We start from the raw sequence: 18378 nt of genomic DNA, 5'->3' as shown, positions 1-18378 counted from the left end.
GCGGCGAGCACCTCAGCCACCCGGTCCCCCAGGTGACACCCAACGGCGAGCACCTCAGCCACCCGGTCCCCCAGGTGACACCCAGCGGCGAGCACCTCAGCCACCCGGTCCCCCAGGTGACACCCAACGGCGAGCACCTCAGCCACCCGGTCCCCCAGGTGACACCCAGCGGCGAGCACGTCAGCCACCCGGTCCCCCAGGTGACACCCAGCGGCGGGCACGTCAGCCGCCTGGTCCGTTCCGGGTGGCGGCCGCTTCCGGCCCGGTCGCAGCATGGACCATGACCGAGCCACCGAGCGGCTGCCCAGCGTGGGCCGAGCGAGCGGATCTCGCAGTACGCGGGATGAACGGCGTGGCCGCCGCGGGGATCGACCTCCCGTGACCCCCGCACCGCAGCCGGTCCCCCGCGGCCCGCGCCGGCACGCCCGGCTGCGGGTGCTGGTCCTGCTGCTCGCCCTCCTCGTGCCGGGCGCCCACGCCGAGGCCCACACCGGGTGGACGGCCCCTGTCTCCGGGGAGAACACCACCGTCGAGTGCGACCTCTTCGACACAGCCCTGCGCCCACCGGCCCGGGGCGCCCGCCGCGTCGCCGTCCCACCGGCCACGGCCCCGTTCCCGGCCCCCGGCCCCTCGTACGCCGCACAGCGGTCGGTACCCGTACCGCCGAACCCGCCGCACGGCCCTCGCCCCCCGCGTTCCGAGGTCCTGCGCTGCTGACAGGACCGGCCACGCCCCGGCCCGTCCGTCCCGCACGGAACCAGGAAGAACGACGAGGAACGACGAGGACCAGCCATGCTCCAAGACCCGTACGCGGTCATGCGCGCCCTCCTGCGCGCGGAGGCCGCCCGCAGCGCCCCCAAGCCCCACTCCCGGCCGGACACACGGAAGCCGCCGCAGCCCCCGAAGGGGAGAAGAGAAGACCGCGGCTGACCCACCACCCGGCGGAGGCGCCCGACGCCTCCGCCGTCCTGACGCTCCGCCAGCGCCTGGCACTCCCCTGGCGCCTCCACCCGCCCGAGGACTCCGCCGGCCGCCGGCTTACCGCCTCCGCCGCCCCGAGCGCCGTGCCGTGCCGAACAGCGATCGGGTGATCTCCCGCCCGATCTGCGTCCCCACCGACCGGGCCAGCGACTTGAAGACGCCGCTTTCGACCACCTGCTCCGCCATGGACGGCTGTTCCCGCGCCCGCCCGCGTCGTTCGGGTGCCGCGTCCCGCATCTCGTCGGGCCCCTTCGCACCCCGGCCGTGCTCCAGCCGCTCGTACGCCGACTCCCGGTCCACGGCCTGCGCGTACCGCTCGTACAGCGGCGACTGCGCGACGGCCCGCTCCAGGGCCTCCTGCCCGAGCGGCCCCATCAGCGACTCGGGTGCCCGCAGCCGGGTCGCGGCGACCGGGGTCGGGGCGCCCCTCTCGCTCAGCACCGTCACCACCGCCTCCCCCGTCCCCAGATTCGTCAGCACCTCTTCGAGGTCGTAAGGCGACTTCGGGAAGGTCCTCACCGTGGCGTTCAGGGCCTTCTGGTCGTCGGGGGTGAAGGCCCGCAGCGCGTGCTGGACACGGTTGCCGAGCTGGGCGAGGACGTCCGCGGGTACGTCCTTCGGGGACTGCGTCACGAAGAAGACCCCGACCCCTTTCGAGCGAATCAGGCGCACGGTCTGCGTGATCGACTCCAGGAACGCCTCGGACGCGTCGTCGAAGAGCAGGTGCGCCTCGTCGAGGAAGAACACCAGCCGCGGCTTGTCGACATCGCCGATCTCGGGCAGATCATGGAAGAGATCGGCGAGCAGCCACATCAGGAACGTCGAGAACAGCTGAGGCCGGTCCTGTACGGCGCTCAGCTCCAGGACCGAGACGACGCCGCGTCCGTCCTCACCCGTACGCAGCAACTCGGCCGTGTCGAACTCCGGCTCCCCGAAGAACCCGGACGCGCCCTGCGCCTCGAAGGCGGTGAGGGACCGCAGGATCACCCCGGCCGTGGCCGCCGACAGACCGCCGATCGTCCTCAGCTCCGGCCGGCCCTCCTCCGAGGTCAGGAAGGTCACGACCGCCCGGAGGTCCTTCAGGTCGATCAGCTCCAGGCCCTTGCTGTCGGCGTAGTGGAAGATCAGCACGAGCGACTGCTCCTGGGTCCGGTTCAGCCGCAGCACCTTGGCCAGCAGCACCGGCCCGAAGCCCGTGACCGTGGCCCGGACCGGGACGCCGCGCCCGATGCCGCCGAGGGCGAAGTACTCGGCAGGGAAGCCGGTCGCCGCCCAGTGCTGCTGGACGTCGGCGGCCCGGCCCTCGACCCGGGCGTCCGGCCGGCCGGGCGCCGCGATCCCGGAGAGGTCGCCCTTGATGTCGGCCAGGAAGACCGGCACGCCCTGGGCGGACAGCTGCTCGGCGATCAGCTGGAGCGTCTTGGTCTTGCCGGTGCCGGTGGCGCCGGCGACCAGCCCGTGCCGGTTGAGCACGGCCAGCGGCACCCGGACCTGCGCGTCCGGCAGGCACTGCCCGTCCCACAGCAGGGCACCCAGATGCAGGGCCGGTCCCGGGAAGGCGTAGCCGGAGGCGATCCGCAGGGCGTCCTGGGGAAGGGCGGCGGCGCGCTCGGACACCTCCGGGGCGGGGGCCGACGGCATGGTCTCGCGGTCCGGCATATTCACGCCCCTGTTCCCGGTTCGTACCGCCTTGCGGGGTTTTTTTCAGCGTCGCACCTCGGCGCCATGGCTGCGCCCGGAAGGTCTTGACCGGTAGGCTTTCCGTGTGATCTTCAAGCGCATCGGAAACGGCCGGCCGTACCCCGACCACGGCCGGGAAAGCACCCGGCAGTGGGCGGATGTCGCGCCGCGCCCGGTCCGCCTCGATCAGCTCGTGACGACCAAGGGTCAGCTCGATCTGGAAACGCTGCTCGCCGAGGACTCGACGTTCTACGGCGACCTCTTCGCGCACGTCGTGAAGTGGCAGGGCGACCTGTACCTGGAGGACGGACTGCACCGCGCGGTGCGGGCGGCACTCCAGCAGCGTCAGGTGCTGCACGCGCGCGTGCTCGAGCTCGACTGATCCCCGGCGGTCGCGGGTTGGCCCTTTCGGGTTCTGCTGGGCGACGTCGAATGATCATCTAGTAGGCATCGTCGCCCGGGCGCACTACGCTGCGCTCATGAGCATGCTGACTCCCCCCGGCATGGGCGGCAAGTACCGCATCACGGGCAACAAGTACCCCAAGATGCGTCGGCCCCGGCGGCGCGGCAGGCTCGTCGTCCTGACCGTCGCGTCCGTCGTCGTCCTCGGTGTGGGCGGGTGGGGCACGCTGCAGCTCATCGACGTCTTCACCGGCGGCGGCAGAGCGGCTTCGGCGGCCCTCGACGGGACGGACTGCGGCATCAAGACCAAGGCGAGCGCCTCGCCCAGCGCCGAGCCCCTGCCCCAGCCGCACACGATCACCGTCAACGTGCTCAACGCCACCACCCGCGGCGGCCTGGCGAAGAAGACCGCCGACGAGCTGAAGAAGCGCGGCTTCAAGATCGGCGACGTGGGCAACGCGACCAAGCAGTACGACAAGAAGGTCAAGGGCACCGGCCTGCTGCTCGGCCCCACCGCCGCGCTCGACACCTCGCTGCCCGTGCTCGGCACCCAGCTCCCGGGCGCCGAACGGCGTACCGAGGCGGCCCGCAAGGGCGCTGCCGTCGACCTCGTCATCGGGGACGGCTTCAAGGAGCTGGCGAAGAAGCCGGACGCCGACCGGGCGCTGACCAAGCTGGTCACGCCCGAGCCGGCGCCGACGTCGAAGAAGGGCTGCTGAACCGCCCGGGTCCAGCTCAGGGGATCTACTCGGCGGCCCCGTACATCCGGTCCCCCGCGTCTCCGAGGCCCGGCACGATGTAGCCGTGCTCGTTCAGCCGCTCGTCGACCGAGGCGGTCACGACCGTCACCGGCGTGCCCGCCAGCTCGCGCTCCATGATCTCGACGCCCTCCGGCGCGGCCAGCAGCACAACGGCGGTCACGTCGTCCGCGCCACGCCGGATCAGCTCGCGGATCGCCGCGACCAGCGTGCCGCCGGTGGCGAGCATCGGGTCGAGCACGTAGACCTGACGTCCCGACAGGTCCTCCGGCATCCGCGTCGCGTACGTGGAGGCCTCCAGCGTCTCCTCGTTGCGGATCATGCCGAGGAAGCCGACCTCGGCCGTCGGCAGCAGCCGGACCATGCCGTCCAGCATGCCGAGCCCGGCCCGCAGGATCGGCACCACCAGCGGCCGCGGGTGCGACAGCTTGACGCCCGTGGTCCGCGCGACCGGCGTCTGGATGTCGACCTGTTCGGTGCGCACGTCACGCGTGGCCTCGTAGGCGAGCAGGGTGACCAGCTCGTCGGCGAGACGGCGGAAGGTCGCGGAGTCGGTGCGCTGGTCGCGCAGCGTGGTGAGCTTGTGGGCGACCAGAGGGTGGTCGACGACGTGGAGACGCATGTCCACAACATTAACCGGGCGGGGTGCCCCGGACCGCACGGCAAGCCCGCCGTCCGGCCGTCACCCGATCGCCGGCGTCAAACCGCCCGTCCGGGGGAAAGCGGAAAGGACGGACTAGGGGTGGTGAACCTGATGCCCGACCGGAAATTCCGAGACGATCCGCTGCCGCGCACATGGCCGGGGACGGGCCCGACGCCCGACCGGACGGACGGGACCGACGAGTCCGACGCCGAGCGGCGTCGGCGTCGCGCCCGGTTCCTGCGCGATCTGGCCGAGGCCCGGGCGCTGCGCGACCGCGTCCAGCCGCGCCGCGCCAAGACGGCCCGGCTGCGGCACGCCATGCGCATGCGCACCTTCCGCTGGTAGGAAACGGCTGAGGAAACCCCCGGCAAAGATCACGAACCGCGCGGAGATTGTCGCGGGTGACCGTGCGTGGAGCGGGGCAAAGCCGCGTACGATCCGCAGGTGGCGGCAACGGGCGTGCGAGCAGAACTGCCGGACACAGGGAGTCGAAGACATCCCCTGAACGCCTTGTTTCTGCCACGATTCCGAGTGGGTGGGGCTCGGACGAGCACTCCCCGCCCGTAACCTCCGCCGGGGGGACCCCCAACCGGCACGCCTATGACCAGTGGGAGAGTCACGGTGTACTTCGCCGCACTGCTCGCGCGCACCGAAGACGGGTGGGAAGCGAGCGACACAGAGCTCGACGATGTGGAAACCCTGTCGGATCTCGCCGACCTGGCCCGTGAAGCCTCCCCCGACGAGGACACGGTGCTCGTGCTCATCGAGCAGGAGGACGCCTGGTTCGGCGTCGTCCGCGTGGACGGCGAGGAAGACCCTCGCATCTACGTCTCGGACGCCGCCGCCGCTGCCCGCAGCAGCTACGGCGAGATCCTGCTGACCGACGAGCTGCTCGGCCGGGATCCGGACGACGGGGACGACCTCGACGCCCTCGATCTCGACGGCACCGAGGACGGTGAATCCGACGAGGACGACGAGGATGCCGAGGGCGGCTCCGCGGCCGCCGGCTCCGCCGAGTCCGTGCCGCACGGCCCGGTAGGGGACGCCCTGATCCTGGACGACCTCGGCGTGAGCGAGAAGGAGCTGCGGCTGATGTCGTCGGACGCCGTCACCGAGATCGCCGAGTCCCTGGGCGCCTCGGAGACCCTGGAGACCGTCCGCTGACCGGTCGTGCCAGCGCGGGAGTACCGGACCCGGTCCGGGACCCCTGGCGGCCCGCGATGCGACTCGCCCTGGACGAGGCCGCCGAGGCCGTCCGGGGCGGGGACGTCCCCGTGGGCGCCGTCGTGCTGGCCCCGGACGGCACGACCGTGCTCGCGGCCGGGCACAACGAACGCGAGGCCGGTGGCGACCCCACGGCCCACGCGGAGCTGCTCGCCCTGCGGCGGGCCGCGGCCGCTCTCGGCGCGTGGCGGCTCGCCGGCTGCACCCTCGTGGTCACGCTGGAGCCCTGCACGATGTGCGCGGGCGCGATCCAGCAGTCCCGCGTCGACCGGCTCGTCTACGGCGCCCGCGACGAGAAGGCCGGCGCGGCCGGCTCCCTCTGGGACCTCGTCCGCGACCGGCGGCTCAACCACCGGCCCGAGGTGATCGAGGGCGTGCTCGCCGAGGAGTGCGCCGGACTGCTCACGACGTTCTTCCGGGGCCGCTGAATACCGATTTCAAAGCACGCGGCTCCTTGCTGTAAGGTCTCCCTCGGTAGCGTGTCCGAGCGGCCGAAGGAGCTCGCCTCGAAAGCGAGTGTGGCGCAAGTCACCGAGGGTTCAAATCCCTCCGCTACCGCTTGTGAAGGGCCCCGTCGTCAGACGGGGCCCTTCGTGCGATCAGGCTCTTCGTGTGATCGGTCGCTCGTGCGATCATGTGCGCTGCATGGGACGCCAGTGACAGGGGAGGCCGCGATGGCGGTGAACGCGAAGAAGGTCGCCGTCTACGTCGTCGTGGTCTTCGTGATGTACGTGATCGTCACGGACCCGGCCAAGGCCGCCGACTACGTGCAGATAGGCTTCCAGGGCATTTCGGACGCCGCCAAGGCCCTCGGCGACTTCGCCACATGGGTCGCCGACGGAGGAAAGTGATGATCCGCCACCTGGTGCTCTTCAAGCTCAACGAGGGCGTCGAGCGCGACGACCCCCGGGTCGTGGAGGGCGTCGAGGCCTTCCGCGCGCTCGGCGACAAGATTCCGGAGCTCCGTTTCTGGGAGCTCGGCTGGAACGTCAGCGACCGTCCCATCGCGTACGACTTCGCCATCAACTCGGCCTGCGACGACGCGGACGCGTTGCGGCGGTACGTGGAGCACCCGGACCACCAGGCCGGGGTCGCGCTGTGGCGGGAGTTCGCCACGTGGGTGATCGCGGACTACGAGTTCTGAGACCGGTTTCGAGACCGGTTCCGAGACCGGCCGTTTCCGCCCCCTGCCCTTCGGCAGGGGGCTCTTCTGTTGAGGCGGGATTCGTGCGGCTTTCATCCCTCAACACGTAGTTATGGGGTGCTTGCACACAGAGTGCATGTCTTGTGATGCTATGACCGCTTTTGATGGAAGAGTTGGCGATGAGTCGACGATGACGAGGTGGAGTTGACCGTGCTGGCCAGTACCGCACCTCAGGCACCGTCCCCTCCGGCGTCACCCTCGTCCCCTCAGGCACCGCCCTCGCCCTCTCAAGCACCGCCGGAAGACGCCCCGGCCGCGCCCCAGCGGAGCAGCCGGGGCGCCGACACCCGGGCCCTCACCCAGGTCCTCTTCGCGCAGCTCAAGGAGCTCCAGCCGGGCACCCCGGAGCACGACCGCGTACGCGGGGCACTCATCGAGGCCAACATCCCGCTCGTGCGCTACGCGGCCGCCCGGTTCCGCTCCCGCAACGAGCCGATGGAGGACGTCGTCCAGGTCGGCACGATCGGGCTCATCAACGCCATCGACCGCTTCGACCCGGACCGGGGCGTGCAGTTCCCGACGTTCGCGATGCCGACGGTCGTCGGGGAGATCAAGCGGTACTTCCGCGACAACGTCCGCACCGTCCACGTGCCGCGCCGGCTGCACGAGCTGTGGGTGCAGGTCAACAGCGCGACGGAGGACCTGACGACCTCCTTCGGGCGCACCCCGACGACCGCGGAGATCGCCGAGCGGCTGCGCATCACCGAGGACGAGGTGCTGTCCTGCATCGAGGCCGGGCGGTCGTACCACGCGACCTCCCTGGAGGCCGCGCAGGAGGGCGACGGGCTGCCGGGGCTGCTGGACCGGCTCGGCTACGAGGATCCCGCGCTGGACGGCGTGGAGCACCGGGACCTCGTCCGGCATCTGCTCGTCCAGCTGCCCGAGCGGGAGCAGCGGATCCTGCTGCTGCGGTACTACAGCAATCTCACCCAGTCTCAGATCTCCGCGGAGCTCGGTGTCTCGCAGATGCACGTGTCGCGGCTACTCGCGCGTAGCTTCCAGCGGTTGCGGTCTGCGAACCGCATCGACGCGTAATCGCAAACGCTGGCGAGAGGTCACCGCGGGGAGGGAATCGCTCATCAGGGCGGTTGCCGACAGTTGAAAGCCGAAAGGCCGTCAGGCCCCTTGTTTGCAGGGCGTATTCGCGTCTCAGATGTCGACATGTCACTACAGCGTGTTGCCGACATGTGACATTCTGCGGGAAGCGCGTTTGCCGGAGCTTCGGCGCCGGTATTCAGGTGAAGGCTGCGTTCCTCAGGCGGGGGCGTTCGCCGCGACCGTCCCGCGACCCAAAGGGGGTGGCATGTCCGTAGAACAGGGCAGCTCGAAGGTGCTCACGCTCGCGGAGAGCGAGACAGCTCCCCATGCTCTCGACTCACTCGGCCCCATCGATGACGTACCGGCCCTCCCGGCCGAGCCCGTTCCGGTCCTTCCGGCTGCGGGCGCCATCGACACCCGCACCCTGTCCCGCTCCCTGTTCCTGCGGCTGGCCGCGCTCGACGAGGACAGCCCCGAGCGTGGTTACGTCCGTGACACGCTCATCGAGCTCAACCTCCCGCTCGTGCGGTACGCCGCCGCGCGGTTCCGGTCCCGGAACGAGCCGATGGAGGACATCGTCCAGGTCGGCACGATCGGGCTGATCAAGGCGATCGACCGGTTCGACTGCGAACGGGGCGTGGAGTTCCCGACGTTCGCGATGCCTACGGTGGTCGGGGAGATCAAGCGGTTCTTCCGGGACACGTCGTGGTCGGTGCGGGTGCCGCGCAGACTGCAGGAGCTGCGGCTCGCTCTGACCAAGGCCAGCGACGAGCTCTCGCAGAAGCTGGACCGGTCGCCGACGGTGACCGAACTGGCCGCTGTGCTCGGGGTGTCCGAGGAGGACGTCGTCGACGGGCTGGCGGTGGGGAACGCCTACACGGCGTCCTCGCTGGACTCGCCGGCGCCGGAGGACGACGGTGGCGAGGGGTCGCTGGCGGACCGGCTGGGGTACGAGGACACCGCGCTGGAGGGTGTGGAGTACCGGGAGTCGCTGAAGCCGCTGCTGGCGAAGCTGCCGCCCCGTGAGCGGCGGATCATCATGCTGCGGTTCTTCGCGAACATGACGCAGTCGCAGATCGGTGAGGAGGTCGGCATCTCGCAGATGCACGTCTCCCGGCTGCTGACCCGGACGCTGGCGCAGCTCCGGGAAGGGCTGATCTCGGACTGAGCTGGTCCTGACGGAGGGCTGGGGCGCGGTCGTTCGGGCCGCGCCCCATGCCTGTAGCTGTGCGCCTCTTCGCGTGACGCCGGGTGGGGGTCGGGGCCGCGCCGGGGGGGTGTCCGTCCTCGGAACGGCGCGATGGGGTTGCGTGCCGACTGACTGTTCGTTGACGCGCCAACCGCTGCGGGCGGACACCCCCCGACACGGCCCCTTCTCGCCGTAGGCGGGTGCCGGTCCGCTCAGCCTGCGGGCATGCGTGCCGCCTGGGGCGGCACGGGTGGGCGCAGGCGGCACCTCGTCGCGCCGAGTTGCGCACCCAGCCGGCCCCGGCCACAACCCCGAGCACCTGGAAACTTGGCCCGGCCCGGGAAGCCCGCCGTAAGTGTTACGCCAGCGCCAGCCAGGCAACCGCCGCGACGACCGCTACGGCGACCACGACGCCGAGGATGAGGCCGATGCGCGGGCCGCTGCTGGAGGGTGCCGCCGCCTGACGGCCCTGCGGGGCCTCCTCGACGAACGCGCGGAACATCTGGGTGCTGCCGGCGGGGTCGTGATTGCCCTGCGGGGCCTGGTTGTTAGCCATGGCCCGAGACCCTAGCGAAAACGTCGGGGCTCCCCAAGTGGGGGTTGAGGTTCCGTTTGGGGCCGAGTGACCCCTACCGCCGGGCTCGCCACCAGCGCGTTTACTGCCGCAATACTTGCCTTTGCCAAGTTTTTGTACCGAGTCACCCCTCTTTTATTTGCCTGCAGCAACCAACAGCTCCTATGGTTGCCCTAAGCAACGAAAGCGGGAGGTGTCATGGCCGAAAAGGCGCAGTACGAAGAGCTGGTCCGCCAGTTCAGCGCCTTCGGCGCCGTGAAGCGGGAGCTCGGACGGATCATGCCCGCCGAGTGCCCCGGCGGGTCGGCGGCCGTTCTGACGCTGCTGGGCCGCCACGGCGACATGCGCATGAGCAAGCTCGCCGAGCTGCTGGCGGTGGACATGTCGGTCACCAGCCGCCACGTCGCACACGTCGTGGCCCGGGGCTGGATCGAGCGCTCCCCCGACCCGGCGGACAAACGCTCACGCATCCTGCGCCTCACACCCGCGGGCCACACACAGCTCGACGAGCTGTCCCGGCGGACCACCGAGGTCCTCGCCGAGCGCCTGAGCGACTGGACCGACGAGGAGGTCGGCCAGCTCACGGACCTCATGGCGCGGCTGAGGGAGAGCTTCGACTGCCGGCCCGGGACCCGGGCCGCACCGCCCGCTTTCGACCAGACCACCCGTACACCCGCAAGCACGTAAGAAAAGGAAGCCCATGGCAACGACCACACCAGCCGGTGTGCGGGCTCATGCCAAGCACGGGGGAGGCTCCCACGGCTCCTCCGGCGACGGCGCTCCCATGACGCACCGGCAGATCATGGAGGCCCTCACCGGCCTTCTGCTCGGCATGTTCGTCGCGATCCTGTCGTCGACGATCGTCTCCAACGCCCTGCCCCGCATCATCGGCGACCTCGGTGGCGGCCAGAGCGCCTACACCTGGGTCGTGACCGCGTCCCTGCTGACGATGACCGCGTCGACGCCGCTGTGGGGCAAGCTCGCCGACCTGTTCTCCAAGAAGCTGCTGATCCAGCTCGCGCTGGTCGTCTTCGTGCTGGGTTCGGCGGCAGCCGGCATGTCCCAGAACCCGGGCATGCTCATCACCTTCCGCGCGGTCCAGGGCATCGGCATGGGAGGTCTGTCCGCGCTGGCCCAGATCATCATGGCGGCGATGATCTCGCCGCGTGAGCGCGGGCGTTACAACGGCTACCTCGGCGCCACCTTCGCCACCGCCATGGTCGGCGGCCCGCTGGTCGGCGGTGTCATCACCGACACCGACTGGCTCGGCTGGCGCTGGTGCTTCTACGTCGGCGTGCCCTTCGCCGTGATCGCCCTGATCGTGCTGCAGAAGACCCTGCACCTGCCCGTCGTGAAGCGGAAGGTCAAGGTCGACTGGGCCGGCGCGTTCTTCATCACCGCGGCCGTCTGCCTGCTGCTCATCTGGGTGACCTTCGCCGGTGACAAGTACGACTGGCTCTCCTGGCAGACGTACGCGATGGTCGGCGGTTCCGTGGTGCTGCTGGCGCTGTTCGTCCTCGTCGAGGCGAAGGCGAGCGAGCCGATCATCCCGCTGCGGCTGTTCCGCAACCGCACCATCACGCTGGCCTCCCTGGCCTCCCTGTTCGTCGGCGTCGCGATGTTCTCCGGCACCGTCTTCTTCAGCCAGTACTTCCAGCTGGCGCGGGACAAGTCGCCGACGATGTCCGGTGTGATGACGATCCCGATGATCGCGGGTCTCTTCGTCTCCTCCACCGTCTCCGGGCAGATCATCACCCGGACCGGGCGCTGGAAGGGCTGGCTGCTGGCCGGCGGTGTGCTGGTGACGGCCGGCCTCGGTCTGCTGGGCACGATCCGCTACGACACCGAGTACTGGCACATAGCGATCTTCATGGCGCTGATGGGTCTCGGCATCGGCATGATGATGCAGAACCTGGTGCTCTGCACGCAGAACCAGGTGGAGCCGGGCGACCTGGGTGCCGCCAGCTCCACGGTGACCTTCTTCCGGTCCCTGGGCGGTGCCGTGGGCGTCTCGGCGCTGGGCGCGGTCCTGGGCAACAAGATCACCGACTACGTCAAGGACGGCCTGGCCGACCTCGGTCCGAAGGGCGCGGCCCTCGGTCACGCCGGCACCGGCGGTGGCGGCATCCCCGACCTCGACGCGATGCCCGCGCCGATCCGCACCGTCGTGGAGAGCGCCTACGGCCACGGCGTCGGGGACGTCTTCCTCTACTCGGCCCCGTTGGCGCTGCTCGCCCTGCTGGTGTCGCTGTTCATCAAGGAGGTGCCGTTGAAGACGAAGGGCGGACTGGCGCAGGCCGCCGAGTCCGAGACGCCTGCCGTGGCTCCCGCCGAGGCGGTCGCCGTCGAGGCTCCCGCCGCGGAGAAGAGCGCGCCGAGCTGGGCAGTGGCCGAGACCGAGGCCGGGCCCGAAGGCACCCAGCGGCTCGCCGCCGTCGCCACGGCGGAGCGTCCGGAGGAGACCTCCGGTGGTGTCCCCGGCGTCCCTGTCCGCGGGTTCGTCCGCGGGAACGAGTCCGCGCCCGTGCCGCAGGCCGCCGTCACGCTGATCTCGCTGGGCGGGCGTCAGCTGGGCCGGTCCGTGGCGCAGGCCGACGGCTCGTACGCCGTCGACGCCCCGGGCGCGGGGTCGTACGTCCTGATCGCCTCCGCCGACGGCTTCCAGCCGCAGGCCTCCACGGTCGTGGTGAACGGCGAGCCGGTCGCCTACGACATCCTGCTCAGCGGCACCAGCGGGCTGACCGGCCTGGTGCGGGCCGCCGAGAGCGGGCAGCCGGTCAAGGACGCCATGGTCATCGTGACGGACGTGCGCGGCGACCTGCTGGCCAACGGGACCACGGGTGAACAGGGCGAGTTCTCCTTCGCCGAGCTGGTGCCGGGGGCGGTGACCGTCGCGGTGAACGCCGCCGGGTACCGGCCGCGTGCCCTGCCCGTCGAGGTGGGCGGCACCGGGGTCACCCGGGTCGAGATCGACCTGGATGCGGGCGCCCGCGTCCAGGGTGTCGTCCGCGCCCCGCACGGCCCGCTGGCCGACGCCCGGGTGACGCTGGTCGACCAGGCGGGCAACGTCGTCGGCTCGGCCACGACCGGGACGGACGGGGCGTACGCCTTCACCGACCTGGACGGCGGCGAGTACACCGTCATCGCCACGGGCTACCCGCCGGTGGCCACCGCCCTGACCGTCACGGGCGCCGGCACCGACGCCCACGACATCGAACTCGCCCACCCCGGCGAGTAGTCCGGCCCCGGCCCGTGACAGGTGGGCGCGCTCCGAGCGGAGGTGCGCCCCCTGTCGCGGGCCGGTTTGTTTTCAGAGGAGTTGGGTGAGATGGGACTGACCGCGAGGATCCGTACCCGCGATGGATGGGCCGTGTCGCACGCGGTCGTCACGGTCGCGGACATGACCGGCGCGCAGGTGCTGCGGGCCGAGGCCGACGCGGAGGGCGCCGTGCGGGACGCGACGCCGATGGAGGCGGGGGCGTACACCGTCATCGTCACGGCGGTGGGTTATGCGCCCGCGGCCTCCAGTGTGATCGTGACCGCGAGCGGGCGGGCCGAGGTCGGGACGGTGACGCTGGCCCGGCAGGGCGGCACCGAACTGCCGCCGCCCGGGCCGTGGACCGTCGACCCGGTGCACTCCAGCGTGGCCGCCGTGGCCCGGCACCTGGGCATCTCCAGCGTGCACGGCCGGTTCACGGAGTTCTCCGGCACGATCGAAATCGCCCCGGACGACGTCACCAAGTCGCGGGTGGAGGCGGTGATCCGGGCCGCGTCGATCGACACCGGCAACGGCATGCGCGACGGGCACCTGAAGTCGCCGGACTTCCTGGACGTCGAGCGGTTCCCGGAGATCAGCTTCCGGTCGACGGGGCTGACGGCGGCCGGGTCCGACCGGTGGACCGTCCACGGCGAGCTGGGCATGCACGGGGTCGTACGGCCCGTGGACCTGGATCTGGCCTACCTCGGCACGGGTCCGGATCCGTGGGGCGGCACCCGCGCGGCCTTCCGCGCGACGACCGAACTGCACCGCGAGGACTTCGCCATGAACTACAACCAGGTCCTGCAGGCGGGCATCGCCGCCATCGGCACGACGCTGAAGGTGGAGCTGGACATCCAGGCCGTGCAGGGCGAGTCACTTCCGGCGGCGTGAGTCCGGGGCGGACACCCGCGCCACCAACTGGCCGCACAGGTCGCGGAGTTTGACGTTCCGGTCCTGCGAGGCCCGGCGCAGCCGCTCCAGCGCGCTCCGCGCGTCGACGCGCTCCCGGGCCATCAGGATGCCGATCGCCTGGTCGATGATGCTGCGGGAGAGCAGCGCGGTGCGCACGTCGGCCGCCGACTGGTGCCGGCGTTCGATGCGCAGCGCCACGTCGATCGCGTCCCCGGCCCTGGCCGCGAAGGCACGGGCCGCGTCCCGGCCCGGGTCCAGCGCCCCGGCCCGCACTCCGTAGAAGTTGAGCGCGGCGCCCTTCTCGCTCTCGACGACGACCGGCACCGCCAGCACACAGCGGACGCCCTGGGCCAGCGCGTACTCCGTGTACGCAGGCCAGCGGGACTCCTCGGCGAGATCCGGGGCGTACTGCTCCTCGCCTGTCTCGGCCGCGTCGACGCAGGGCCCCGAGCCGTTCTCGTACTGGCGCAGGTCCAGGCCGCTGGGCATGCCGTCACTGCCGGCCAGGGTGAGCAGCCGGCCGGCGCGACGCACGGTGATGCTGCACGCGTCGACGCCGGGCACGTCCAGCACCGCGCGGTCGGTCAGATCGCGCAGCAGGGTGTCGAGACCGCTGCTGCGCACCATCGCCTGGTCCAGCGTGTCGGACGTCTCGGAGCTCATGGCCGTACGGGTATCCCGTCATCATCCGAACACGCCCCCGACGTAATCCACCTCACGTCAGGAGGCGTTGCCGCCCACGATCCGGCGGGCGAGGTCGCGCAGTTTCACGTTCTCCCGCTGGGAGGCCCGCACCAGGCTCTCGAAGGCCGCGGCCGCGTCGATGCCCTGGCGCTCCATGAGGATGCCGGTGGCCTGGCCGATCAGGTCCCGGGTGTGCATGGCCTCGGTGAGCTGCTCGCGCACGGTCGCGGAGTCCAGGGCGATGCTGACGTGCGTGCTGAACAGCCGGCCGACGCGCGTGGCCTCCTCGTCGAAGGCACCCGGTTTGCGCGCGTAGGCCGTGAGGACGGTCAGCCGGCGGCGGTCGGCACGCAGCCGCAGCGACAGCGCCGAACGCAGCCCCAGGGCCGCCAGTACGTCCCAGCCGTCGTCGGCCTCGCTGTCCGTTATCCGCGCGACCGGGCTGTTCCACAACTGGTCCCACAGCCCGTGCTGTTCGCGGCCGGTGTGCCGGGCCTCCGCGGAGCGCACGACCTCGTCGGTCCAGGCCAGCGTGCGGAGCTTGTTGCCGCGCTCGATGACGGAGATGCCGGCGTGCTCGGCCCCCGGCATGAGGTGCACGGCCAGCCGGACCGCCGTGCGCAGTGTGCTGTGGGGTGTGAGGGTCTCGTGCAGTTGCTGAGAAGCCACCGTGAGGGCCTCGGCCAGCTCGACGCCAGCCGGAAAATGGGGCAAATCAGGAAACTCGGACGCAGCCACCACGAACCTCTTCGGCATGCACGGCCATGGCCGTGCGCAGGAGAGCTCCGCAGCACATTCCCGACTGCGAGCACAGGACGGACAGCACTCTAACTGTTCGGTTGCCTCCAGGTGACGCCCGGCCGACGCCGCCACGGGGCGCTTTCGCCGCCCGCCCCCCGCATGGTGGAATGGCCTTCGGGTCAGGAAGCGGCCTTACCGGAATCCGGACGAACGTCTGCCAGGTGAGCCGTGACCCTCTTCACGAATCCCACAGAACCGCGCGACCTCCCCGGCCGCGTCCACCTCGCCCTGCCCGCCGAGATCGACTTCTGTAACGCGGCGGAGCTGCTGCCGCTCGTCCTGTCCGCGGCCCGGGCCCGCGGCGACCGGCTGGAAGTCCTCGTCCTCGACCTGACCACGACCTCCTTCATGGACTCCCAGGGCATCCGCCTCATCAACGACGTACGGCAGCGGCTGCACCCCGGGGCCACCGTGCGTCTGGTGGCCCGGCCCGAGGGGATCACGAGCCGGGTCCTGGAGCTGACCGGGATGCGCCGGGACGTGCCCGTGTACGACAACCTCGACGAGGCACTGGCGTCGTAGGCTGCCGCACATGGCACCGAACATCGCGACGAACACCCGCGTCTCCCTGGACGAGTTGCTCGACTTCGTACGCCCCCGGCACCACGCGATCCTGCTGACCCGGCGGGCCGACGGCGGCCCTCAGGGCTCCCCGCTGACCTGCGGCGTCGACGACTCCGGCCGGATCGTGGTCTCCACCTACCCGGAGCGCGCCAAGACCCGCAACGCCAAGCGGGACCCGCGCGTGAGCCTGCTCGTGCTCAGCGACGACTGGAACGGTCCCTGGGTCCAGATCGACGGGACGGCCGAGGTCGTCGACTCCCCCGACTCCGTCGAACCGCTCGTGGAGTACTACCGGAACATCGCCGGTGAGCACCCCGACTGGGACGAGTACCGCGCGGCCATGCTCAAGCAGGGCAAGTCGATCATCCGGATCACGCCGGAGCGGTGGGGGCCGGTGGCGACCGGGGGGTTCCCGGCGCGGCTGGTGGAAGGGGAGTAGGTCAGCTCTTCCCGGGGGGTTTTCGGGGCTTCTGGGGGCTTCGGGAGCGCCTGGTGGCTCCGGGCGCTCCTGAGGGCCCGGGAAGCCGGGGCTCCGGGGCTCCGGGGCTCAGGGGGTGCTTGGGGTTTCGCGGGCTTGTTCCTTCCCGACGGCCTCTTCCTCCCCGGAGGCTTCCGCCTCGCGGTCGACCATCGCCTCGATGCCCGCGATCAGCAGTTCCAGGGCGAACTCGAAGTCGCGCTCCAGCATCTCGGCGACCGTGTCGCCGCCGCGCGCCGCCATGATCTCCCTGGACTCTTGCAGGACGTCGGCGGCCTGCGGAGCGGCGGTCACGGTGTTCAGGGCCTGCTGGAAGTACTCGTCCACGCTCATGCCGCCGGCCGCGGCCCGGGAGGCGAGGTGGCCCTCCAGGGTGCCGTAGCCGTAGACGAACTGGAAGACGGCCGAGATCGTGCTGGTCAGGCGCTTCGCGGGCAGCCCGGTCCTGCGGACGACGCGCTGCACGGTCCCGGCGAACGCCAGGTTGTGCGGGCCGATGTTGAGGAACACCCCGACCAGCGTGGACACCCAGGGGTGCCGCACCAGCAGCATCCGGTACTCCCGGGCGAGCGCCCGCACCTGCTCCCGCCAGTCCTCACCGGAGTCCGGGTCGGGCAGCCGCATCTCCGCCATGACCTCGTCCAGGGCGAGTTCGAGCAGGTCGTCCTTGGTGTCGACGTACCAGTAGACGGACATCGCGGTGACGTTCAGCTCGCCGGCGAGCCGCCGCATGGAGAACTTGGCCAGTCCATCGGCGTCCAGCAGCCGGATCGTCGTCCTGGTGATCCGCTCCCGGTCGAGCCCCGAGGGCTGCCCGCCACCGCGCCGCCGGTGCGCCTTGCCCTCCAGCCAGACACTGGACCTCGGCTGCTCCTGCCGGGCGGCTTTCGCCATGGCGCACCTTCCTCGACCTCTTACTGCCGATCATGCTAGGCGCCCTCAGGGGCGCGGGGAACTGCGCGATCAACCACAGCGGCGCCGCACGCGCACGACCACCGCACACCCCGAGCTCCTAGGCGGACTCTGCCCGCTCGGCCCGCCGAAGCAACGCCGCCGCAACCAGTCCACCCGCCAGCACGGCAACTGCCCCCACCAACTGACTCGTCTCCAGGCCGGAGGCGAACGCGTCGGAGATGCGCGCCTTCTCCTCGGCACTGTCGGCCGCCGCCAGCGCCGCCGGCAACGACGCCGCGGACACGGCGACCAGCGAGGCGAACCGGGAGTTGAGCACGGCTCCGAGGACGGCGACACCCAGCCCGTTGCCGAACTCCGCGAGCGTGCCGTTGATCCCTGCTCCGACGCCCGCCTTCTCCGGCGGTATGGCGCCCATGATCGCGTTGGCCATGGCAGGCATGGACAGCGCCACACCCGCGCCCATCACGATCAGCCCGAGCAGCATGCCCCCGTACCCGTGGCCCCCGAGCAGCGCGATCGCCGCCAGCCCCGCGGACACCAGGGTCATACCGAGCGCGATCGCCGCCGGTGTGCCCGCCTTGAGGACCAGCTTCGCCCCGACCCCCGTGAAGTTGAGCGCCACGACGGTCAACGCCAGCGGTGCCGTCCGCAGCCCGGCGTCCAGCGGCTCGTACCCGAGGACGAACTGCAGATGCTGCGTGAGCAGGAACAGCGACCCGGTCATGCCGAACGCCACGAGGATCGCGCCCGCGACCGCGCCCACGAACTTCTGGTTGCGGAAGAAGTGCATGTCGAGCATCGGGTGCTCGGTCCGCAGCTCCCACAGCACGAACAGGCCGAGTACGACCACGCCGATCAGCGCCGAGACCAGCACCTGCGCGGAGGTCCAGCCGTGCTCGGGCCCGGTGATGATCGCGTACACGACGGACGTCATACCTATCGTCGACAGGACCGCGCCGAGCAGGTCGGGCCGGTCACCGGCCTTGTGCTTCGACTCCGGCACCAGCGCGGCGACCGCGACCAGGCCCACGACCGCGACGGGGATGTTGATGAGGCCTCGTCGGTGCCCAGC

The 18378-nt window shown here is 71.0% G+C and carries 24 protein-coding genes and 1 tRNA gene; 18 read left to right on the top strand and 7 right to left on the bottom strand.

Annotated features, from left to right (window positions below; translation table 11 throughout):
• From ABT116_RS27795 to ABT116_RS27785, 3 genes are all read left to right on the top strand, one after another.
• On the top strand, positions 1 to 284 hold a 284-nt coding region (locus tag ABT116_RS27795; protein WP_502983954.1), incomplete at its 5' end, for a hypothetical protein.
• A 94-nt stretch (positions 285 to 378) separates the two neighbouring features.
• Entirely contained in the window at positions 379 to 717 is a 339-nt protein-coding gene (locus tag ABT116_RS27790; protein ID WP_351639299.1) for a hypothetical protein, read from the top strand.
• Between the two features lie 75 nt (positions 718 to 792).
• Complete coding sequence (locus ABT116_RS27785) at positions 793 to 930, top strand: hypothetical protein (RefSeq protein WP_351639296.1); 138 nt, start codon at positions 793 to 795, stop codon at positions 928 to 930.
• 108 nt (positions 931 to 1038) lie between these two features.
• On the opposite strand, the gene ABT116_RS27780 is transcribed toward ABT116_RS27785, so the two are convergent.
• Positions 1039 to 2640: a helicase HerA-like domain-containing protein gene (locus ABT116_RS27780; RefSeq protein WP_351639311.1), complete on the bottom strand. Its 1602-nt coding sequence runs from the start codon at positions 2638 to 2640 to the stop codon at positions 1039 to 1041.
• Positions 2641 to 2746: 106 nt separating this feature from the next.
• Between ABT116_RS27780 and ABT116_RS27775 the strand changes: the two genes are divergently transcribed.
• On the top strand, positions 2747 to 3043 hold the full coding sequence (locus tag ABT116_RS27775) for a type II toxin-antitoxin system VapB family antitoxin (protein WP_003999914.1): 297 nt from the start codon (positions 2747 to 2749) through the stop codon (positions 3041 to 3043).
• Between the two features lie 121 nt (positions 3044 to 3164).
• Positions 3165 to 3782, top strand: a complete 618-nt coding sequence (locus tag ABT116_RS27770; protein ID WP_351639308.1) for a LytR C-terminal domain-containing protein — start codon at positions 3165 to 3167, stop codon at positions 3780 to 3782.
• 25 nt (positions 3783 to 3807) lie between these two features.
• Here the strand turns inward: ABT116_RS27770 and upp are convergent, their stop codons facing one another.
• Positions 3808 to 4443, bottom strand: a complete 636-nt coding sequence (upp, locus tag ABT116_RS27765; protein ID WP_104778992.1) for a uracil phosphoribosyltransferase — start codon at positions 4441 to 4443, stop codon at positions 3808 to 3810.
• Positions 4444 to 4575: 132 nt separating this feature from the next.
• Between upp and ABT116_RS27760 the strand changes: the two genes are divergently transcribed.
• The 8 genes from ABT116_RS27760 (at position 4576) to ABT116_RS27725 (ending at position 9098) form a co-directional block, all read left to right on the top strand.
• On the top strand, positions 4576 to 4809 hold the full coding sequence (locus ABT116_RS27760) for a hypothetical protein (protein ID WP_351639293.1): 234 nt from the start codon (positions 4576 to 4578) through the stop codon (positions 4807 to 4809).
• A gap of 276 nt (positions 4810 to 5085) precedes the next feature.
• Complete coding sequence (locus ABT116_RS27755) at positions 5086 to 5628, top strand: tRNA adenosine deaminase-associated protein (protein ID WP_351639305.1); 543 nt, start codon at positions 5086 to 5088, stop codon at positions 5626 to 5628.
• A 56-nt stretch (positions 5629 to 5684) separates the two neighbouring features.
• On the top strand, positions 5685 to 6116 hold the full coding sequence (gene tadA / locus ABT116_RS27750) for a tRNA adenosine(34) deaminase TadA (protein WP_351639290.1): 432 nt from the start codon (positions 5685 to 5687) through the stop codon (positions 6114 to 6116).
• Between the two features lie 45 nt (positions 6117 to 6161).
• Positions 6162 to 6246, top strand: a tRNA-Ser gene (locus ABT116_RS27745).
• A 116-nt stretch (positions 6247 to 6362) separates the two neighbouring features.
• Positions 6363 to 6539: a hypothetical protein gene (locus tag ABT116_RS27740; RefSeq protein WP_351639287.1), complete on the top strand. Its 177-nt coding sequence runs from the start codon at positions 6363 to 6365 to the stop codon at positions 6537 to 6539.
• Positions 6539 to 6832 (top strand): Dabb family protein, encoded by a 294-nt coding sequence (locus ABT116_RS27735; protein ID WP_351639284.1) that lies wholly within the window; start codon positions 6539 to 6541, stop codon positions 6830 to 6832. Before ABT116_RS27740 ends, ABT116_RS27735 begins: the two co-directional genes overlap by 1 nt.
• A gap of 210 nt (positions 6833 to 7042) precedes the next feature.
• Positions 7043 to 7927: an RNA polymerase sigma factor SigF gene (locus ABT116_RS27730; protein ID WP_351639302.1), complete on the top strand. Its 885-nt coding sequence runs from the start codon at positions 7043 to 7045 to the stop codon at positions 7925 to 7927.
• Positions 7928 to 8195: 268 nt separating this feature from the next.
• On the top strand, positions 8196 to 9098 hold the full coding sequence (locus ABT116_RS27725; RefSeq protein WP_351639281.1) for an RNA polymerase sigma factor SigF: 903 nt from the start codon (positions 8196 to 8198) through the stop codon (positions 9096 to 9098).
• A 379-nt stretch (positions 9099 to 9477) separates the two neighbouring features.
• Here the strand turns inward: ABT116_RS27725 and ABT116_RS27720 are convergent, their stop codons facing one another.
• Positions 9478 to 9675, bottom strand: a complete 198-nt coding sequence (locus ABT116_RS27720) for a hypothetical protein (RefSeq protein ID WP_351639279.1) — start codon at positions 9673 to 9675, stop codon at positions 9478 to 9480.
• Positions 9676 to 9891: 216 nt separating this feature from the next.
• Between ABT116_RS27720 and ABT116_RS27715 the strand changes: the two genes are divergently transcribed.
• The 3 genes from ABT116_RS27715 (at position 9892) to ABT116_RS27705 (ending at position 13843) form a co-directional block, all read left to right on the top strand.
• Positions 9892 to 10380 (top strand): MarR family winged helix-turn-helix transcriptional regulator, encoded by a 489-nt coding sequence (locus tag ABT116_RS27715; protein ID WP_104779001.1) that lies wholly within the window; start codon positions 9892 to 9894, stop codon positions 10378 to 10380.
• A gap of 97 nt (positions 10381 to 10477) precedes the next feature.
• Positions 10478 to 12931, top strand: coding sequence for an MFS transporter (locus ABT116_RS27710; RefSeq protein WP_502983955.1), 2454 nt, complete (start codon positions 10478 to 10480; stop codon positions 12929 to 12931).
• Positions 12932 to 13021: 90 nt separating this feature from the next.
• Positions 13022 to 13843 (top strand): YceI family protein, encoded by an 822-nt coding sequence (locus ABT116_RS27705; protein ID WP_351639272.1) that lies wholly within the window; start codon positions 13022 to 13024, stop codon positions 13841 to 13843.
• Here the strand turns inward: ABT116_RS27705 and ABT116_RS27700 are convergent.
• Entirely contained in the window at positions 13826 to 14527 is a 702-nt protein-coding gene (locus ABT116_RS27700) for a GAF and ANTAR domain-containing protein (RefSeq protein WP_351639270.1), read from the bottom strand. The genes ABT116_RS27705 and ABT116_RS27700 overlap by 18 nt on opposite strands.
• Positions 14528 to 14584: 57 nt before the next feature.
• Entirely contained in the window at positions 14585 to 15304 is a 720-nt protein-coding gene (locus tag ABT116_RS27695) for a GAF and ANTAR domain-containing protein (RefSeq protein WP_351639267.1), read from the bottom strand.
• A 213-nt stretch (positions 15305 to 15517) separates the two neighbouring features.
• Between ABT116_RS27695 and ABT116_RS27690 the strand changes: the two genes are divergently transcribed.
• Together ABT116_RS27690 and ABT116_RS27685 are read left to right on the top strand one after the other, a co-directional pair.
• The gene (locus ABT116_RS27690; RefSeq protein WP_351639264.1) at positions 15518 to 15871 is read left to right on the top strand and encodes an STAS domain-containing protein; all 354 of its coding nucleotides are present in this window, start codon (positions 15518 to 15520) and stop codon (positions 15869 to 15871) included.
• A gap of 10 nt (positions 15872 to 15881) precedes the next feature.
• Positions 15882 to 16352, top strand: a complete 471-nt coding sequence (locus ABT116_RS27685) for a PPOX class F420-dependent oxidoreductase (RefSeq protein WP_351639261.1) — start codon at positions 15882 to 15884, stop codon at positions 16350 to 16352.
• 108 nt (positions 16353 to 16460) lie between these two features.
• Here the strand turns inward: ABT116_RS27685 and ABT116_RS27680 are convergent, their stop codons facing one another.
• The gene (locus ABT116_RS27680) at positions 16461 to 17285 is read right to left on the bottom strand and encodes a TetR/AcrR family transcriptional regulator (RefSeq protein ID WP_351639259.1); all 825 of its coding nucleotides are present in this window, start codon (positions 17283 to 17285) and stop codon (positions 16461 to 16463) included.
• 118 nt (positions 17286 to 17403) lie between these two features.
• On the bottom strand, positions 17404 to 18378 hold a 975-nt coding region (locus ABT116_RS27675; protein ID WP_351639256.1), incomplete at its 5' end, for an MFS transporter.

This window comes from Streptomyces sp. NPDC002130, assembly GCF_040296465.1.
Lineage (GTDB): Bacteria > Actinomycetota > Actinomycetes > Streptomycetales > Streptomycetaceae > Streptomyces.
This window is presented reverse-complemented; position numbering and strand designations above follow the sequence as displayed.

What these genes read in the sequence shown, in the direction of transcription:
- ABT116_RS27710 (WP_502983955.1), top strand. Translation starts at nt 10,478, where the DNA reads ATGACGCACCGGCAGATCATGGAGGCCCTCACCGGCCTTCTGCTCGGC.
- ABT116_RS27760 (WP_351639293.1), top strand. Translation starts at nt 4,576, where the DNA reads ATGCCCGACCGGAAATTCCGAGACGATCCGCTGCCGCGCACATGGCCG.
- ABT116_RS27695 (WP_351639267.1), bottom strand. Translation starts at nt 15,304, where the DNA reads ATGCCGAAGAGGTTCGTGGTGGCTGCGTCCGAGTTTCCTGATTTGCCC.
- ABT116_RS27705 (WP_351639272.1), top strand. Translation starts at nt 13,022, where the DNA reads ATGGGACTGACCGCGAGGATCCGTACCCGCGATGGATGGGCCGTGTCG.
- ABT116_RS27785 (WP_351639296.1), top strand. Translation starts at nt 793, where the DNA reads ATGCTCCAAGACCCGTACGCGGTCATGCGCGCCCTCCTGCGCGCGGAG.
- ABT116_RS27780 (WP_351639311.1), bottom strand. Translation starts at nt 2,640, where the DNA reads ATGCCGGACCGCGAGACCATGCCGTCGGCCCCCGCCCCGGAGGTGTCC.
- ABT116_RS27680 (WP_351639259.1), bottom strand. Translation starts at nt 17,285, where the DNA reads ATGGCGAAAGCCGCCCGGCAGGAGCAGCCGAGGTCCAGTGTCTGGCTG.
- ABT116_RS27740 (WP_351639287.1), top strand. Translation starts at nt 6,363, where the DNA reads ATGGCGGTGAACGCGAAGAAGGTCGCCGTCTACGTCGTCGTGGTCTTC.
- ABT116_RS27770 (WP_351639308.1), top strand. Translation starts at nt 3,165, where the DNA reads ATGGGCGGCAAGTACCGCATCACGGGCAACAAGTACCCCAAGATGCGT.
- ABT116_RS27725 (WP_351639281.1), top strand. Translation starts at nt 8,196, where the DNA reads ATGTCCGTAGAACAGGGCAGCTCGAAGGTGCTCACGCTCGCGGAGAGC.
- ABT116_RS27700 (WP_351639270.1), bottom strand. Translation starts at nt 14,527, where the DNA reads ATGAGCTCCGAGACGTCCGACACGCTGGACCAGGCGATGGTGCGCAGC.
- ABT116_RS27720 (WP_351639279.1), bottom strand. Translation starts at nt 9,675, where the DNA reads ATGGCTAACAACCAGGCCCCGCAGGGCAATCACGACCCCGCCGGCAGC.
- ABT116_RS27715 (WP_104779001.1), top strand. Translation starts at nt 9,892, where the DNA reads ATGGCCGAAAAGGCGCAGTACGAAGAGCTGGTCCGCCAGTTCAGCGCC.
- ABT116_RS27735 (WP_351639284.1), top strand. Translation starts at nt 6,539, where the DNA reads ATGATCCGCCACCTGGTGCTCTTCAAGCTCAACGAGGGCGTCGAGCGC.
- tadA (WP_351639290.1), top strand. Translation starts at nt 5,685, where the DNA reads ATGCGACTCGCCCTGGACGAGGCCGCCGAGGCCGTCCGGGGCGGGGAC.
- ABT116_RS27685 (WP_351639261.1), top strand. Translation starts at nt 15,882, where the DNA reads ATGGCACCGAACATCGCGACGAACACCCGCGTCTCCCTGGACGAGTTG.
- upp (WP_104778992.1), bottom strand. Translation starts at nt 4,443, where the DNA reads ATGCGTCTCCACGTCGTCGACCACCCTCTGGTCGCCCACAAGCTCACC.